General features: G+C 68.4%; 14 protein-coding genes. 10 read left to right on the top strand and 4 right to left on the bottom strand.

The features are described from left to right. Positions 1–89: 89 nt before the first annotated feature. Positions 90–926, top strand: coding sequence for an ESX secretion-associated protein EspG (locus EV192_RS46850; RefSeq protein ID WP_165960961.1), 837 nt, complete (start codon positions 90–92; stop codon positions 924–926). Here EV192_RS46850 and EV192_RS46845 read toward each other — a convergent pair. Continuing rightward, positions 910–2,481, bottom strand: coding sequence for a PucR family transcriptional regulator (locus tag EV192_RS46845; protein ID WP_132125246.1), 1,572 nt, complete (start codon positions 2,479–2,481; stop codon positions 910–912). The genes EV192_RS46850 and EV192_RS46845 overlap by 17 nt on opposite strands. A gap of 62 nt (positions 2,482–2,543) precedes the next feature. Between EV192_RS46845 and pruA the strand changes: the two genes are divergently transcribed. The 4 genes from pruA (at position 2,544) to EV192_RS46825 (ending at position 8,109) form a co-directional block, all read left to right on the top strand. Then, positions 2,544–4,169, top strand: a complete 1,626-nt coding sequence (gene pruA / locus EV192_RS46840; protein WP_132125245.1) for an L-glutamate gamma-semialdehyde dehydrogenase — start codon at positions 2,544–2,546, stop codon at positions 4,167–4,169. 10 nt (positions 4,170–4,179) lie between these two features. After that, complete coding sequence (locus EV192_RS46835) at positions 4,180–5,094, top strand: proline dehydrogenase family protein (RefSeq protein WP_132125244.1); 915 nt, start codon at positions 4,180–4,182, stop codon at positions 5,092–5,094. 11 nt (positions 5,095–5,105) lie between these two features. Next, on the top strand, positions 5,106–6,698 hold the full coding sequence (locus tag EV192_RS46830; RefSeq protein WP_165960960.1) for a CehA/McbA family metallohydrolase domain-containing protein: 1,593 nt from the start codon (positions 5,106–5,108) through the stop codon (positions 6,696–6,698). Between the two features lie 226 nt (positions 6,699–6,924). Next, the gene (locus EV192_RS46825) at positions 6,925–8,109 is read left to right on the top strand and encodes an HNH endonuclease signature motif containing protein (RefSeq protein ID WP_132125242.1); all 1,185 of its coding nucleotides are present in this window, start codon (positions 6,925–6,927) and stop codon (positions 8,107–8,109) included. A gap of 167 nt (positions 8,110–8,276) precedes the next feature. Here the strand turns inward: EV192_RS46825 and EV192_RS46820 are convergent, their stop codons facing one another. Together EV192_RS46820 and EV192_RS46815 are read right to left on the bottom strand one after the other, a co-directional pair. Then, positions 8,277–9,152 carry an NAD(P)-dependent oxidoreductase gene (locus EV192_RS46820; protein ID WP_132125241.1) on the bottom strand — a complete coding sequence of 292 codons (876 nt, stop codon included), beginning with the start codon at positions 9,150–9,152 and terminating at the stop codon, positions 8,277–8,279. Positions 9,153–9,230: 78 nt separating this feature from the next. Next, on the bottom strand, positions 9,231–10,202 hold the full coding sequence (locus EV192_RS46815; RefSeq protein WP_243727517.1) for a magnesium transporter CorA family protein: 972 nt from the start codon (positions 10,200–10,202) through the stop codon (positions 9,231–9,233). A gap of 99 nt (positions 10,203–10,301) precedes the next feature. Here EV192_RS46815 and EV192_RS46810 point away from each other — a divergent pair, with 99 nt between their 5' ends. Continuing rightward, positions 10,302–10,934 carry a lipoprotein gene (locus tag EV192_RS46810; RefSeq protein ID WP_132125240.1) on the top strand — a complete coding sequence of 211 codons (633 nt, stop codon included), beginning with the start codon at positions 10,302–10,304 and terminating at the stop codon, positions 10,932–10,934. Here the strand turns inward: EV192_RS46810 and EV192_RS46805 are convergent. Next, positions 10,931–11,854 carry a DUF4037 domain-containing protein gene (locus EV192_RS46805; protein WP_132125239.1) on the bottom strand — a complete coding sequence of 308 codons (924 nt, stop codon included), beginning with the start codon at positions 11,852–11,854 and terminating at the stop codon, positions 10,931–10,933. The two genes, EV192_RS46810 and EV192_RS46805, sit on opposite strands and share 4 nt — an antisense overlap. Positions 11,855–11,902: 48 nt before the next feature. Between EV192_RS46805 and EV192_RS46800 the strand changes: the two genes are divergently transcribed. From EV192_RS46800 to EV192_RS46785, 4 genes are read left to right on the top strand one after another with little or no spacing between them, the layout of a single operon-like run. Continuing rightward, on the top strand, positions 11,903–12,925 hold the full coding sequence (locus EV192_RS46800) for a sensor histidine kinase (protein WP_132125238.1): 1,023 nt from the start codon (positions 11,903–11,905) through the stop codon (positions 12,923–12,925). Continuing rightward, positions 12,922–13,653 (top strand): LytR/AlgR family response regulator transcription factor, encoded by a 732-nt coding sequence (locus EV192_RS46795; RefSeq protein WP_279495727.1) that lies wholly within the window; start codon positions 12,922–12,924, stop codon positions 13,651–13,653. The genes EV192_RS46800 and EV192_RS46795 overlap by 4 nt, the downstream gene beginning before the upstream one ends. Further along, complete coding sequence (locus EV192_RS46790; RefSeq protein WP_424923442.1) at positions 13,653–14,000, top strand: hypothetical protein; 348 nt, start codon at positions 13,653–13,655, stop codon at positions 13,998–14,000. The genes EV192_RS46795 and EV192_RS46790 overlap by 1 nt, the downstream gene beginning before the upstream one ends. After that, positions 13,997–15,736 (top strand): sodium/solute symporter, encoded by a 1,740-nt coding sequence (locus EV192_RS46785; protein ID WP_132125237.1) that lies wholly within the window; start codon positions 13,997–13,999, stop codon positions 15,734–15,736. The genes EV192_RS46790 and EV192_RS46785 overlap by 4 nt, the downstream gene beginning before the upstream one ends. The last annotated feature ends 38 nt before the right edge of the window (positions 15,737–15,774 follow it).

The following is a 15,774-nucleotide window of genomic DNA, read 5'->3' as shown; positions in this document are numbered from 1 at the left end:
CGGTAGCCGATGGAAGATTCGGCCACGATCGGATGAACCGCCGCCGCTGGGTGCTCGTATACCGCACAGATGGGAGGGGTGATGTCGACATGAGAAACCAGACCGCCAGCCGCCGGACGTCGGGGGCGCCCGGACCGGTCTTTACCGTCTCCGACACGGCTTTCCAGGTGCTGTGGGAGTACCTCGGCCTGCCGGACATGCCCGACACGCTGACGGTGTCCCGGTACGGGCCCGGCGACCGGGGTGTGAAGTCCAAGGCGTGGGCGGAACTGCAGCGGGCCGGCCTGGCCGACGCCGGCAACCCTCATCCGCGGCTGGTGTCCCTGCTCAACATCCTCGCCCGGCCGCGCCGCGCGGTCGGTGCCCGGCTGTGGCTGGGCGGTCCGGTCCGCGCGTTCGCCGGGTCCGTCGCCGACCAGGCGGCGTTCGGCGTACACGTCGGCAACAACGTCAACATCCACGCGATCCGGCCGGAGGACCTCGCGCGCGCCCCCGTCTCCCTGCTCCTGGACGTCGTGCACGGGCCCGGATGCACGGTGTCACTGCCGAACGAGGTGATCTCGGACGCCCGGCACCGGGCGATCACCGGCCCGATGGACCACCCGCCCGCCCGTGCGCCCCGGCTCGGCTCCGAGGAGGCGAACTGGTTGGCGGAGACCATCTACGGCGCGACCGACCGCGGCGAGTTCACCGCGGCCGTCATCGACCACATGGGGTACTCCGTGCGGGACGACGAACTGGTCGGGTTCTTCGACTCGCCCAACGGCCGGTACCTGATCGAGGAGTACCGGGCGTCGGACGGCCGGGAATGGACCACGATCGAGCCGGCCACCTCGCGGATGCTGGTGGAGTGCATCGAACGGACCCTGCTGAGCCTCGCGGGTCACCTGATGAGCGAGCTGTCTCGAGCTAACCAGCCTTCGTGAGAGTGAGCTGGAGCTGGGTGACCAGGCGCTGTTTCGGGTCGTCCAGGTCGATCCCGGCGATCTCGGTCGCGCGGCGGATTCGGTAACGCAACGTGTTCGGGTGCACGTTCAGGCCGCGCGCCGCCGCCCGGACATCCCCCAGCGCCTCCAGGTACGCCAGCACGGACGGCACGAGGTTGCTCGCGTGCCGCGCGTCGTAGTCGGCGAGGAGATCCAGGCGCGGGTCGCGGATCTCCGGATGCTCGCCCAGCAACGTGAGCAGTTCGGACAGCACGACCTGGGCTCGGACGTCGGCGATACTGGCCACTGGGATGTCCAGGCCGGCGTCGAGCACCCGGTCGGCCTCCCGGCGGGCGGTCGCGGTCCGGCTCAGGTCCGCGGCGACGCCGACCGCCGCGCGCACGGTGATGCCGACGTGTTTCCGTGCCGCCGCGACGATGTCCTTGGTCAACGCCAGAACGCCTTCGCTGGTCCGAAGTTCCGGCAGCAGAGCGTAAACGCGGGCGCCGAGCGTGGTCACCAGCGCGGCCCGGCGATACGCGGCCGTGTGCACGGCGATCAGGTTCGTCATCTCCGCGCGGCGCAGTTCGAGTACGGACCGGTCGGCGGCCGCGTCGGCGAGGGTGAACACGACCACGCCGGCCGGGGCCAGCGGATCCGCGCCGATGTTGGCGGCTACCGCCGCGGCCGTGGTGTTCCCGTCCAGCAGGCCCTCAAGGAGGCTCTCCCGGAGGCGCATCTCGGCCGCCGGGTTGTTCCGGCTGCGGACCAGATGCAGCGCGGTGACCCGGGCGGCGCCGACGAGCGCCTTCGCGGCGCCCGGCAGGAGCGCGGTGGCGCCTTCCTGGACCCAGATCGCGCCGAGCGGCTGGTTCCCGGCGTGCACCCCGACCGCGATCCGACGGCGTATCCCCAGTTCAGGGCGTTCCTCGACGGGCACGACCTCTTCACTCTCGCGCAGCCGCTGGTACACGCCCCAGTCGCGCAGCATCTGCATGTACGGCTCCGGGCCTTGGCGGCCCAGGATCGACAGCCGCCGCAGTTCGTCGACCTCGTCGGAGGACCGTGAATAGGCGAGCACCCGGTTGGACGTGTCCTCGATGCTGATCAGGCCGCCGGTGAGCGCCGCGATCGTCTGGGCCAACGAGAACAAGTCGCCCACGGCCTCGCCCTCGGCGTCCGCTCCGGACAGGATTCCGCTGCGCGCCAACGACTCCAGCTGTTCCCAGCGGGCGTCCGGCCGGACCGCGAGCAACGCCACACCCTCGTCGGTCGCGGCCTGCGTGAGCACGTCGTCCCGGCTTTTCACGGCGATCGCGAGCGCGCCACGACGCGCCGCCGCGCGCACGACCGGCACGGCTGCCCGGCCACGCAGTCCGATCAACAGCACGACGTCGCCGGGACGAACGTCCGGCGCGTCGTCCGGGTCGAGGATCACCACGTCGTGCGCGATGTCGTCCAGGCCGCGCGGCGCGGTCAGGACCTCCACCAACTGGTCGCCGATCGCGAGCAGGAGCTGGCGGAGGGAAGCACCTTTGGCCGGTTGCACAATCATCGATTCCCCAGCTTAGCCGATCACACAAAATACGCAGGTCAGCACGGCTCTACCGTGTGGTTATGGACGCCGTGACCCGAGTTCCCGCCCCCGTCAACGAGCCGGTCTTCGACTACGCGCCTGGCACCGCACCCCGGGCAGCCCTGGAAGCCGAGCTCGCGACTCAGGCCAAGGACACCGTCGAGTTCACCCTCACCATCGACGGCGAGCAGCGGATGGCCGGCGGCGAGCGGATCGACGTCGTCCAACCCCACAATCACCGTGCCGTACTGGGCACCCTCGCCAACGCGACCCACGAGGACGCCGCAGCCGCCGTCGCCGCCGCGAAACGTGCCGCGCCCGCTTGGCGTTCCCTGTCGTTCGACGACCGCGCCGCGATCCTGCTGCGCGCCGCGGACCTGCTGACCGGCCCGTGGCGGGCGCGGTTGAACGCGGCGACCATGCTCGGCCAGTCGAAGACCGCGATCCAGGCCGAGATCGACGCCGCCTGCGAGCTGGCCGACTTCTGGCGGTTCAACGTCCAGTTCGCCCGCGAGATCCTGGCCGAGCAGCCGATCAGCGCGCCCGGTGTGTGGAACCGGACCGACCACCGGCCGCTGGAAGGCTTCGTCTACGCGATCACGCCGTTCAACTTCACCGCCATCGCGGCGAACCTGCCGACCGCCCCGGCCCTGATGGGCAACACCGTGGTGTGGAAGCCGTCGCCCACGCAGTCGCTGTCCGCGCACCTGACCATGCGGTTGCTGGAAGAGGCCGGGCTGCCCGCCGGCGTGATCAACCTGGTCACCGGCGACGGACTCGCCGTCTCCGACGTCGCGCTGGCCGACCCGGAACTGGCCGGCATCCACTTCACCGGGTCCACCAGGACGTTCCAGCACCTGTGGGGGCAGGTCGGCGCGAACATCGCCGGCTATCGCAGCTATCCGCGGATCGTGGGGGAGACCGGCGGCAAGGACTTCGTGCTCGCGCACCCGTCCGCCGACGTTGACGTGCTGCGGACCGCGTTGGTGCGCGGCGCGTTCGAGTACCAGGGCCAGAAGTGCTCCGCCGCGTCCCGCGCCTACGTCCCGGCTTCGGTCTGGAAGCGGCTGGAGTCGGACTTCGTCGCCGAGGTCGAGTCCCTGGAAATGGGCGACGTCACGGACTTCCGCAACTTCATGGGCGCGGTGATCGACCGCCGCTCGTTCACCAAGCTGTCCGGTGTGCTGGACCGCGCCAAGTCAGACCCGGCGCTGACCGTCGCGGCCGGCGGGACCGCCGACGACAGCGAGGGATTCTTCGTCCGGCCGACCGTGCTGCTCGGCAGCGACCCCACCCACGAGGTGTTCACGACCGAGTACTTCGGACCCGTCCTGGCCGTACATGTCTTCGAGGACAACGCTTTCGACACCGTCCTGGGGCAGATGGAGAACGTCGCGCCGTACGGACTGACCGGTGCCGTGATCGCCAACGACCGGGCCGCGATCGCTGCCGCGTCCGAGCAGTTGCGCTTCGCCGCCGGCAACTTCTACGTCAACGACAAGCCCACCGGAGCCGTCGTCGGCCAACAGCCGTTCGGCGGCGGCCGGGCGTCCGGCACGAACGACAAGGCGGGATCCGCGCTCAACCTGCTGCGCTGGGTCAGCCCGCGGTCGATCAAGGAGACCTTCGTGCCGCCGACCTCGTCCCGTCACCCGCACCAGGGTTAGGAGTAGCGCCATGTTGCGTACCAGTCTGCTCGCCGCCGCGCGTTCGCCGTTGGCCCGCAAGGCCGTCGAACGCAATCCGCTGACGCGATCCGTGGTCAACCGGTTCGTCGCTGGTGCGCACACCCCTGACGCCGTCACCGCGACCCGGGCCCTGGTCGACTCGGGTCGCGCCGTGACCATCGACTATCTCGGCGAGGACACCACCGACGTCGCCGACGCCACCCACACCGTGGACGCGTACGTCACGCTGCTGTCGGCGTTGGCCGACCAAGGGCTCGCGGCCGGCGCGGACGTGTCCGTGAAGCTGTCCGCCGTCGGGCAGGCGTTGCCAGGTGAGGGGCACAAGATCGCGCTGGAGAACGCCCGGCTGATCGCCGAGGCCGCCAAGGGCGCGGGCGCGACCCTCACGCTGGACATGGAGGACCACACCACCACTGACTCCACTTTGGACATCCTGGGGGAGCTCCGCCAGGATTTCCCGTGGGTCGGCGCGGTCATCCAGGCGTACCTGCACCGGACTCTCGGCGACGCGCACGATCTGGCCGTCGCCGGTTCCCGGGTGCGGCTGTGCAAAGGTGCGTACAACGAACCCGCGTCCGTCGCGTACCAGGACAAGTCCGAAGTGGATCGCAACTACATTCGGTGCCTGCGCGTGCTGATGGCGGGCGACGGCTATCCGATGGTCGCGTCGCACGACCCGCGGATCATCGCGATCGCCGGCGAACTGGGCAAGGGCCGGGACTTCGAGTACCAGATGCTGTACGGGATCCGACCGCAGGAGCAGGAGATCATCGCGCGCCGCGGCGACACCATGCGGGTATACGTCCCTTACGGTGTGCAATGGTACGGGTATTTCATGCGCCGTTTGGCTGAACGTCCGGCTAACCTGGCATTCTTCCTGCGGGCGATGACCACGCGCGGCTGACTGGAGCGGACTTGGGGCACTCACACGGGACCGACCTGCCCAGGGCGGTGGACATCGCGATCCCCGACGAGGACCTCAACCCCGAAGAGCTGACCCGAAGGACGCTGCTGCGCCGGGCCGGCCTGCTCGGCGCCGGTCTGGGCGCCAGCGTGCTCACCACCGCTAGCGCCGCGCCCCTCGGCGGCTACCACTGGCTGGCCGGCGACCACCATGTGCACACCCTCTACAGCCCGGACGGCAAGTACCGGGTGATCGACCACGTCCGGCGCGGCAACGCGTACGGGCTGGGCTGGCTGGTGATCACCGACCACGGCGGCCCGGCCCACGCGCACATCGGCGTGGACAAGGTGAATCCGGACATCCGCGCCGCCCGCTCGGCCGTCGACACCACCCTGGTGTTCCAAGGAGTGGAATGGAACATCCCAGGTGCCGAGCACGGCACGGTGTTCGTCCATCCCGGGCGGTCCGAAGTCGCGTTGCTGAAAGAGTTCGAGTCCACCTACGACGGCGGGCTGACCGAGGCCGTGCCGGACAAGGCCGCGCTGGCGATCGCCGGCATCAACTTCCTCGCGGACGCGGTCCGCCGCGGCCGAGTGGACGACGCCCTGATGCTCGCGAACCACCCAGCCCGCCGTGGCCTGGACGCGCCTTCGGACATCCGCTCCTGGCGGGACGCCGCGCCGGACATCTTCGTCGGCATGGAAGGCGCCCCTGGCCATCAGGCAGCGGGAATTCCCGTGCCACACGGCAGCGGACACGCCCGCGGCTTCTACGACGGAACACCCGCGGACAACGCGTTCCCGTATCCCGTTGAGGCCCACCGAACCTGGGGCGGCTTCGACTGGATGACGTCCACTGTGGGCGGTCTGTGGGACAGTCTGCTGGCCGAGGGAAAGCCGTGGTGGATCACCGCGAACTCGGACTCCCACAACGTGTACGCGGACAGCGCGGTACACGGCCCCGACGGCAACTTCCACCTCGACGGCCGCCACCCCGACCCCGTACACGGCACCGCATTGGCGTTGACAGACGCCGACTTCTGGCCCGGGTGCTACAGCCGAACCCACGTCGGCGCGACAGACTTCACCTACGCGGCAGTCATGGACGGCATCCGCGCCGGACGGGTGTGGGTCGACCACGGCCGCCTGGTCAGCGGGTTGGATGTCCGGCTGAACGGCGTGCCACTGGGTGGATCCCTGCACGTCCGGCGCGGGACCCCGGTGGAGTTGACCATCACGGTCGACTTGGCGAATGGGCCCAACTGGGCACACTTCGTGCCCGTGCTGGCCCGGGTGGACGTGATCCAGGGCGATGTGACCGGCCCGGTCGCTGATCGCGACACTTTCCGCGCTCCTGGCGCGCGGGTTGTGAAGTCTTTTGAGGTCAACAAGTCTGTGGGGACCGTTTCGTTGCGGTACTCGCTGGGGCGGCTGGAGCGTCCTGTCTACTTGCGGTTACGTGGCACTGATGGCAACCGGACTTCGCCTGGGTTTCACGGGGCTGGTGTTGATCCCTTTGGGCCGGCTGTGGATGTGCCTGGGGATTCGGATCCTTGGCAGGATCTTTGGTTTTATACCAATCCTGTCTGGGCTTTGCCTTACTAGGGTGATCGTTTGGGCCTCGTTCCATTTTTGATGCCCTTTTTTGGACCTTTCGAAAAGAATGATTGTGCTGGGCGCGAAACGTTGTTTGGTCACCTTGGAGTGTGGCTTCCAGCCTCGGGTTTCGGTTCCGGCGCTGGTTACCCTTCTGTGGTTCCATTCCAGCCAAAGACTCTCCCTCGTTCAATTTTGATTGGCCGCTGGCTTCATTCTTCGGTATCATGGAGGCATGGGTGGGGAACTATCTCTCTTTCGTACACCGCTTCCGCCAGCGAACATTCCTGTGGAGGAGATGTCCGCGTCGGAATGCTTGGATGTTCTGACCGCTGCCGAACGGGTTATCGCCGAGGCAGAGGCCGCGAAGGTGCGTGTGTTGGCTCGGTTTGCCGTGTTGCGGCCACCGACTCGGCGGCATGCTGAGTTGGCTGATGGGGCTCGGGAAGAGGTCGCTATCGAGATTGGGGTCAGTCCGCAGGCCGCTGCTACGCAGATTCTGCGGGCGCAGCGCCTGGCGACTCGGCTGCCGGCGACTGTGGATGCGTTGGCTGCCGGGGATATTGACTTCAAGCGGGCGTTGGCGATGGATGATCTGACCGAGGTGTTGTCGGTGGAGGATGCGGGGCGGGTGGAGCGGCGGGTGTTGGCCTACGGAGGCCGCACCAACCCCAGCCGGTTCCGGGACTCCATCCGCTACCACGTGATCAAGGTCGACCCGAGCTCGGCCGAACGTCGTCGGGTGGCTGCCCGGGAGGAGCGTGATGTCACCTATATGGCAGGCGAGGACGGGGTGGGGCACCTCAGTGCTGCCTTGACTGCGGAGCAGGCGTTGGCCGCCCATCAGCAGATCGACAAGCTGGCTCGGAAGGCCAAGACTCCCGATCGGACGCTGGGGCAGTGCCGGGCGGATGTGTTGCTGGGATTGATCTTCGGTGAGCAGCGGGACCGGGTGAAGGTCCAGGTGAACGTGACGGTCCCGGCCACTACCTTGATGGGCCTGAATGAGCAGCCTGGGGTGCTGTCCGGCTATGGGCCGATCACGGCTGAGCATGCCCGGGAGTTGGCGCGTGATGCCACCTGGCGGCGGATCCTCACCGACCCGGCTGGGCATCTGTTGGAGGCCAGTCCACGCCGGTTCCCCTCACCGGCGATGGCGGAGCATGTCCGGTTGCGGGATCAGACTTGTCGGATGCCGGGGTGTACGACGACCGCTCATCGGTCGGAGATCGATCACACTGTTCGTCATTGTGATCAGGGGCTCAGCAGCACGGATAATCTCGCCGCGTTGTGTAAGTATCACAATCTGCTCCGCGAGCGGAGCGAGTGGGATATTTGTCAGCCGAGGGAGGGTGTGTTGGTGTTTACCAGTCCTGAGGGTCGCCGGTACCAGACCACACCTCCAGCGCTCGTTGGGTGAGGATCAGTTGTCTTTGGCTGGAATGGAACCACAGAAGGGTAACCAGCGCCGGAACAGGAACCCGAGGCTGGAAGCCGAACTCCAAGGTGACCAAACAACGTTTCGCGCCCAGCATAATCATTCTTTTCGATAGGTCCAAAAAAGAGCGACGCCCAAGTAGAGGGTCCTCAACGAATCCCAGACCGAACCTCAAGAGCCCTGACGACAGCAATCATGTCACCATCGGAGAACCCAAGCTGAAGGGTCTCGGCCAGCAGAGAGTGGCAGACATCCAAAAGAGGAGTGGCGACATCAGCCGACCGGGCAGCCGAAGCGATGAGGTCCGCGTTCATCCAAACGTTCGCGATCGAAGCCTGGACGGCGAAGTCCTCCGCCACAAGCATGGGTGCCTTGACGCGCATGATCGGGCTGGCCATCTGGCCCGCGTTCAGCACCTCGACCACCTTGGTGAGGTCAAGGCCGTGCGCGCGGGCGAAGTTCATTGTCTCCGCGAGGCTTGAGACGATCGTGATCAGGTAGATGTTGACTGACAGCTTCATCAGCAGGCCGTGGGGGACGGGCCCGCACTCGGTCATGTCCCGGCACATGGGCTTCAGCAAGGGGCGGACCTGCGCGACGGCGTCCGGGTCGCCGGCCAGCAGGGCGACCAGTTGGGCTGCTTCGGCGGGTTTTCGGGAGCCGGACACCGGGGCTTCGACGTACTGGCCGCCGGCCGCGATGATGTCCGCTTCAAGGCCTTGGGAGTAGCTCGGGGCTGTCGTTCCCATGTGGACGATCGTGCGGTCCGCGACCTTCTCTTTGAACTTTGGTGTGCCGCGGGTGAGGACTTCGTCCATGGCGTTGCCGTCGGTGAGCATCAGGATGATCACGTCCGAGTCGGCGAACACCGTGGCCGGGTCGGGTGCGATCGTGGCGCCCGCGTCGGCCAGTGGCTTGGTCTTTCCCGGGTCACGGTTCCAGACCAGCAATGGGGTCCCGGCGTTGACGAGGTTCAGCGCCATTGGCTGCCCCATCACGCCGAGCCCGATGAACCCTGCTCGCATTCGGCCAGTCTGGCACCGACACCGGCCCGCCCGGCCCCGCCTGCCCGTTCGCGCACCAATTCCCGACCAATCACGCCGTCACAGCCAGTCCTTGCGCTTGAAGGACCCGTACAGCAGGACCGACACGAGCACCAAGGACACAGTGGACACCCAGGCGCCCCACGGCGTGTTCACGCCGGGCAACGGCAGGTTCTGGCCGTAGAACCCGGTGATCAGGGTCGGCACCGCGATGATCGCGGCCCAGCTGGTGACCTTCTTCATGATCAGGTTCAGCCGGTTGCCCTGCAGGTTGAGCTGGGTGTCCCGGATGGTCGCGATCAGGTCCCGCAACGACTCGATCTGGTCGGCCGCGTACAGCACGTGGTCCAGCGCGTCCTGGTAGTACGGCACCATCCGCTGGTCGTAGACGGTCGTGTCGCGGCGCATCAACGAGTTCAGCACCGGCTCCATCGGCACCACCTTGCGGCGCAGTTGCCCCAGGCTCTTGTGCATCCGCAGCATTCGGCGCTGCATCGTGGTGGACGTCGGCGATTCGGTGAACACCGCCTCCTCAAGCGACTCGGCGTGGTCGTCCAACACCTGCAGCGCGTCCAGGTGCGCGTTCACGACCTCGTCGAGCACGCCGTACAGCAGGAAACCGACGCCGCTGCCGGCCAGTTCGGACTGGTTGTCCCAGCGGTCGGTGAACTGGCCCGGGTCGATCCCGTCGTCCTTGCGGACCGTGATGAGGGCGTGTTCGGTGACGAAGATCGCCAGCTCGTGTGCGTGCAGCACACCGGACTTGGGGTTGACCACGGCGACGTATGTGATCACCAGGGCGTGCCCCTGGTAGTGGTTCAGCCGGGGCCGCTGATGCGCGCGTACGGCGTCCCGGACCGCCAGATCGTGCAGGCCGAGCTTGTCGGCGAGCATCGCCAGGTCGTCCCCGCTCGGCTGGGCCAGGTCCACCCACACCACAGCGTCCGGGTCGTCCAGGTACCGGGCCAGGTCCTCGTCTGGGAAGTCCTCGGCCACCAGCCGACCGTCTCGGTACATCCGTGAACGCGTCATGATCTGGAACCTAACCCGGTACGGAACAACCTGGTGGAGGTCCGTTATGTCGGTATGTCATGCTGACCGCCGATGACACAGGGGCGGAACGGGGAACAAATGCGCAGGTCCTGGGGGCTGGCCGCGGTCGCGTTGACGGCGACGCTGACGGTCGGATGCAGCGGCGGCACCACTGGTGCCAACGATCCGAAGAACAACAAAGTGCCGGTGCCGGACGGCGTCGCCGCCGACAAGGTCGGGCCGGCCGAGGAGGGCGGCACGGTCGGCGGCTCCGGCTCGCCGTGCGCACTGCCGGTCACCTTCGCCCACGCCAAGCAGTGGAAGGTCCAGTCCATTCCGCCGGACGCGGCGAAGTCGTTCACCATCGGCTCGTTCGGCCCGGTGTGCGAACTCGACGGAAAGCCAGCCGGCGTGCTGGGCATGATCCGGGTGTGGCAGGGCGGAAAGCCCGGCGAGAACGTCGAGTCACAGCTGAAGCTCTTCGCCGACGGCGACAAGAGCAAGGACAGCGAGCAACCGAAGCTCACCCCGGTCAAACTGACCGGTGTGGACGCCATGGAGGCCGCCTACCAGCGGTCCCTCGACGGTGTGAAGCACCGTGAGTACGCCATCGCGGTGCAGGCCGGCGGCAAGGTCGTCGTGGTCAAGGTCGGCGGCATCGACCAGGAGACGCTGGACGAGATGATGCCGGCCTACCTCCTGGCCAGGCAGACCCTCGCCGTCGGCCGCTAGGCGCCCGTGAGCGCCTCGGCGAACCGGTCGGCCATCAACACCTGGAACGGACGGTCGTGGTACAGCCGCGTCTTGGTGTCGAGCGGCGCGGTCAGGCCGAGGCCGTTGTGCAGGGCGGCGACGATCTCGTACGCCTGCGTGAGATATCGCTCGCGCGTCTTCCAGTCGGTGGCCGCGAGCACCTCCCGCAACGGCAGGTCGACCGGCAACCGCGCGAACGCGCTGCCCAGCCATTTGCTGTACGGCGGGTACTTCCGGGCCATGAACAGACACAGGCACATGAGGTGACGCACGATCCGGGCCGCGACCACCGCCGACCCGAGTTCGTCGCCCACCTCGCCGCATCGGCCGACGAACGCCTCCTCGTCGGCGATGCCCCGCCATTCCCGCGCGAGGACCTGACGCCACACGTCCGTCGGATACCAGGCCAGCTTCGCGCGGGCGGCTTCAAGTTCGTCAAGGCCGTCGTGGAAGACCTCGCCCGCGGTGACCTCCAGCAACGTCTGAGTGGGGACGTCCAGCCAGTCGATCGGGCCGTCCGGGTCGAACCCGAGGTGCCGGGTGAGCCACTCACGCAGGTCCGCGACCTCCACGCGATGGTGGACCGGGCCATCGGTGTAGGTCATGTAACGCACGCCCTCGTTCTCGGTCGGCGCGAAGTTCGTGGGATAGCCGAGGAACGTCTTGGGCAGCTTGTCGGCGAGCATCGCGGTGATGCCGGCGTGCCGGTCACGGGTGAACAACTTGAACCGGGGACCCCACTCGTGGTCCGCGGATCGCTCGGTGTCGAACCCCAACACCTCCGAGCCGGTGCCGATCAGGGCGGCGGAATGCGGCAGGTCACCGAAATGCTCGCGGAGCAGCGGCGCCACCGCCTCGAAGTAGTAACGGCGGCACAGTTCCAGTCCGGGCGTGACCATAGGTGGTGATCGTAGGATCTGGGCCGGACGTGGCAAGGAGATTTTCTGATGGCGTTGGTTCGGTCCCCCTCGCCGGCGGTCACCCTGGGCACGGCCCGGCGGATCGCCGGCGACCTGGCCGGCGGCCTGTCCGGACCGCGGGTGCGGGCCGCCGCGCGGGGCATCCGGCGGTTGCTGGGCGTGGCCGGGATCGGGCTCGCGGACCTGACCGGGACGGTCGAGTGGGCCGGCAGCCCGCCGTCGGACGTGGACATCGCCGCGTTGGTGGAGGACGTCCTGCACAGGGAGGTCAAGGCCGGCCGGCCGCCGGTGGTGGCCCTGCCGCTGCTTGTCCGCGACGAACTGGCCGGGGTGCTCGTGGTGGCGGGCGCCCACCGGATGTCCGCGGTCCGGGAAGTCGCCGACTGGGTGAGTTCAGCCCTGGAACGGACGAGGTTGGACGCGTTGGCCGACCAGGCCGAGCTGCGGGCGTTGCGGGCCGAGATCTCGCCGCACTTCGTGTACAACGCGTTGACCGTGATCGCCTCGCTGGTGCGGTCCGATCCGGACCGGTCCCGGGAGCTGATGCTGGACTTCGCCGACTACACCCGTTACAGCCTGGCCCGGCACGGCGACTACACGACCGTGGCCGCCGAGTTCCACGCCATCGAGACGTACCTGACGTTGCAACGCGCACTGCTGGGCGAACGGCTGCGCGTGCAGATCCGGGTCGCGCCCGAAGTGCTGGCCGTGGCCATCCCGTACCTGGTGCTGCAGCCGTTGGTGGAGAACGCTGTACGGCACGGGATCGAACCGCGGTCGTCACCCGGCCAGATCCTCGTGCGCGGCGAGGCGGAGGGATCGGACTGCGTGATCAGCATCGAGGACGACGGGAGCGGCATGGACCCGGCCGCGGCCGCGCGGATCCTCGCCGGGCACGGCGCGGCGGACAGCGTCGGACTGACCAATGTGGACCGTCGGCTGCGGAGTGTCTACGGGTCGTGGTTCGGCCTGGTGGTCGAGACGGCGGTGGGTGCGGGGACCCGCGTGGTGGTCCGCGTGCCGATGTTCCAACCGGGGGTGATGCCGTGAGAGTCCTGGCCGTCGACGACGTGCCCGCGGCTCTGGACGAGCTCTGCCGGATGCTGCGGGACGCCCCCGAGGTCACGTCGGTCGTCGGCGCGCAGGACCCGCTGACCGCGCTCCGGATGATCCAGTCCGACCGGTTCGACGTGGTGTTCCTGGACATCTCGATGCCCGCGCTGGACGGGCTGGAGCTGGCCTCGCTGCTGACCAGGCTGTCCGAGCCGCCGGTGATCGTCTTCGTCACCGCGCACGAGGAGCACGCGGTGGCGGCGTTCGGCATCGGCGCGGTCGACTACCTGCTGAAGCCGTTGCGCGCGGAGCGCCTGGCGGACACGTTGGCGCGGGTGAACAAACGGACCGTGTCGCCTGTGGACACCATGGCCGCGTTGCCGGTCGAAGTCGGCGGACGGACCAAGTATGTCCGCAGAAGTGACGTCCAGTTCGTTGAGGCACATGGAGACTACGTGCGACTGCACACCCGGACCGGCGCGTACCTGGTGCGGATGCCGCTGTCCCGACTCCAAGAGTATTGGGAGAACGCAGGATTCGCCCGAGTGCACCGGGGGTTCCTGGTGGCCCTTGGCTCGGTCCGCGAGCTGCGCAGCGACTCGGCCGGTGGCCTGCTCGCGCACACCGACCTGGGGGACGTGCCGGTCTCCCGGCGGCATTCCCGGGAACTGCGGCAAAGGCTGCTGCGGGCGGCGCAGCGCGGCGACCTCGACTGGCGGTCCTGATGCCGCACCGCCGGGTCGCCGTGACCAGTCCGCAGACACGGCTCGCGCACGCCCGCAGGAGGTCTCGGGCGCGATGGCGCGCACCTCGCCTGGACCCCAAGGACGCCGAGCAAGCGCTTGCTCTGTTCCGGATCCAACGGCGCCGCGCGATCGTGGCGGTGGCCTGGCTGTTCGCGCTGGTCCTGCTGCTGCCCTTGGTGTTCGCGGTCTGGCCGGTGTTGGACGCCGTGCGGCTCATCGGAATCCCGCTGTCGTGGGTGCTGGTGGTGGCCGTGCCGTTCCCGGCGATGGTTTTCCTGGCGTTGTGGCAGTTGCGTAGGGCCGAACAGCCCGAGGACCAGTCGTGATCGCCGCCCTGGCCGTCATTCCGGTGGTGATCGTGACGTTGCTGGTCGGGTTGCGCGGGGTCGCGGCCATGCGCAGCACGTCCGACTTCCTGGTCGCGTCCAGACGGATCTCGCCGCTGCTCAACTCCGCGGCCGTGTCCGGGGAGTACCTGTCGGCCGCGTCGTTCCTCGGGGTTTCCGGGCTGGTCGTCAAGGACGGCGTGGGGGCGCTTTGGTATCCGGTCGGGTTCACCGCCGGGTACATCGCGATGCTGGCGCTTGTGGCCGCGCCGATGCGTCGGTCGGGCGCGTTGACCGTGCCGGACTTCGCGGAGGCACGGCTCGCGTCGCCGCCACTAAGACGGTTGGCGGCGGTCACGATCATCGTCATCGGCGTGCTCTACCTGGTGCCGCAGTTCCGGGCGGCCGGGCTCGTCCTGGGTGTCGTGAGCCGGACACCGTACTGGGTCGGGGTCGTCATCGCGGGCGCGGCCGTGAGCATCACGTTGGCACTGGGCGGGATGCGGGCGGCGACCTACGTCCAGGCGTTCCAGTTCTGCCTCAAGCTGGTGCTGTTCATCGTGCCGGCGGTGTGGCTGCTGCTGCGGGTCGGGCCGGAGGTCCGGGACGAGGCCCTGCGCCCGGTCGAGTTCACCCACTTCGCCCACGACACACCGGTGACGTTCCGGTCCCCTGTCACCCTTGAGGTCCGCGAACCGACGGCCGTTCGCGCCGCCGATGGCCAGACGCTCACGTTGCCGGTGGGGGAGTTCGAAGTCCAAGCCGGCCAGTCGTTCGTGTTCCCGGACGGCAGCGCGGTTCCCGGGCTGCGCGGACAGTCCCCGCCCGGCGGTCCGGGGTGGGAAAGACCGTTGCTCGACGTGCAGAACGCAGGCCAGCCGCTGCTCGGCACCTGGGCCGTCCTGCTCGCGACAATGCTTGGCACGATGGGACTTCCACATGTCCTCATGCGATTCCACACCAGCCCGGACGGCCGTGCGGCACGAAGGACGGCGGCCCTCACGGTCGTGCTGCTGAGCGCGTTCTACCTGTTCCCAGGGATTTACGGCGTCCTGGGGCGCGTGCTCGTCCCGCAGCTTTATCTGTCGGGCACCACGGACATCGCGGTCGTGGCGCTTCCGGCCGAGGTCGACCAGGGGCCCTGGGGTGACGCGTTCACCGTGGCCCTCACTGCCGGGGCCATCGCCGCGTTCCTGGCCACATCCCTCGGGTTGCTGCTGGTGGTCTCCGGCGCGATCTCGCACGACCTGCTCGCCGGTGGCCTGCGGCAGCTGCGGGTCACGGTCGTGGTGGCCGCCGCCGCGGTCGTCCTGCTGGCCCTGCCGGCCGCCAGGATGGACACGAACACGTTGGTGACGTGGGGTTTCACCGTGGCCGCGGCGACGTTCTGCCCGTTGCTCGTGCTTGGCATATGGTGGTCGAGGCTGACCGCGCCCGGCGCGATCGCCGGAGTGGCCGTCGGCCTGCTGGCGACCGCCGGCGCGATCGTCGCCACGCTGTGGGGGCCGGAGGTGCACGGGTGGGTGGCGATCCTGGTGGCGCAGCCCGCCCCCTGGGCGGTTCCGCTCGCGTTCGGCACCATGGTGGTGGTCTCGCTGCTCGGCCGGCCGCCGGCGTGGAGCCGGGACGCGATGCTGCGGCTGCATCTGCGGGAAAGTGACGTGGACCACTTGTCCGGCGGCACCGACCGTTCGTCGACCGTTCGTCGCGTGGTTCGGCGGTTCGTCCGCGACTGATTGGAGTTAGTTGATCACGTTACCTAGTGTGTCGCGGA

This window comes from Actinocrispum wychmicini (genome assembly GCF_004345645.1).
In the GTDB taxonomy this organism is placed as follows: domain Bacteria; phylum Actinomycetota; class Actinomycetes; order Mycobacteriales; family Pseudonocardiaceae; genus Kibdelosporangium; species Kibdelosporangium wychmicini.
The sequence above is the reverse complement of the archived record's forward strand: the minus strand, read 5'-3'. Positions and strand labels throughout refer to the sequence as shown.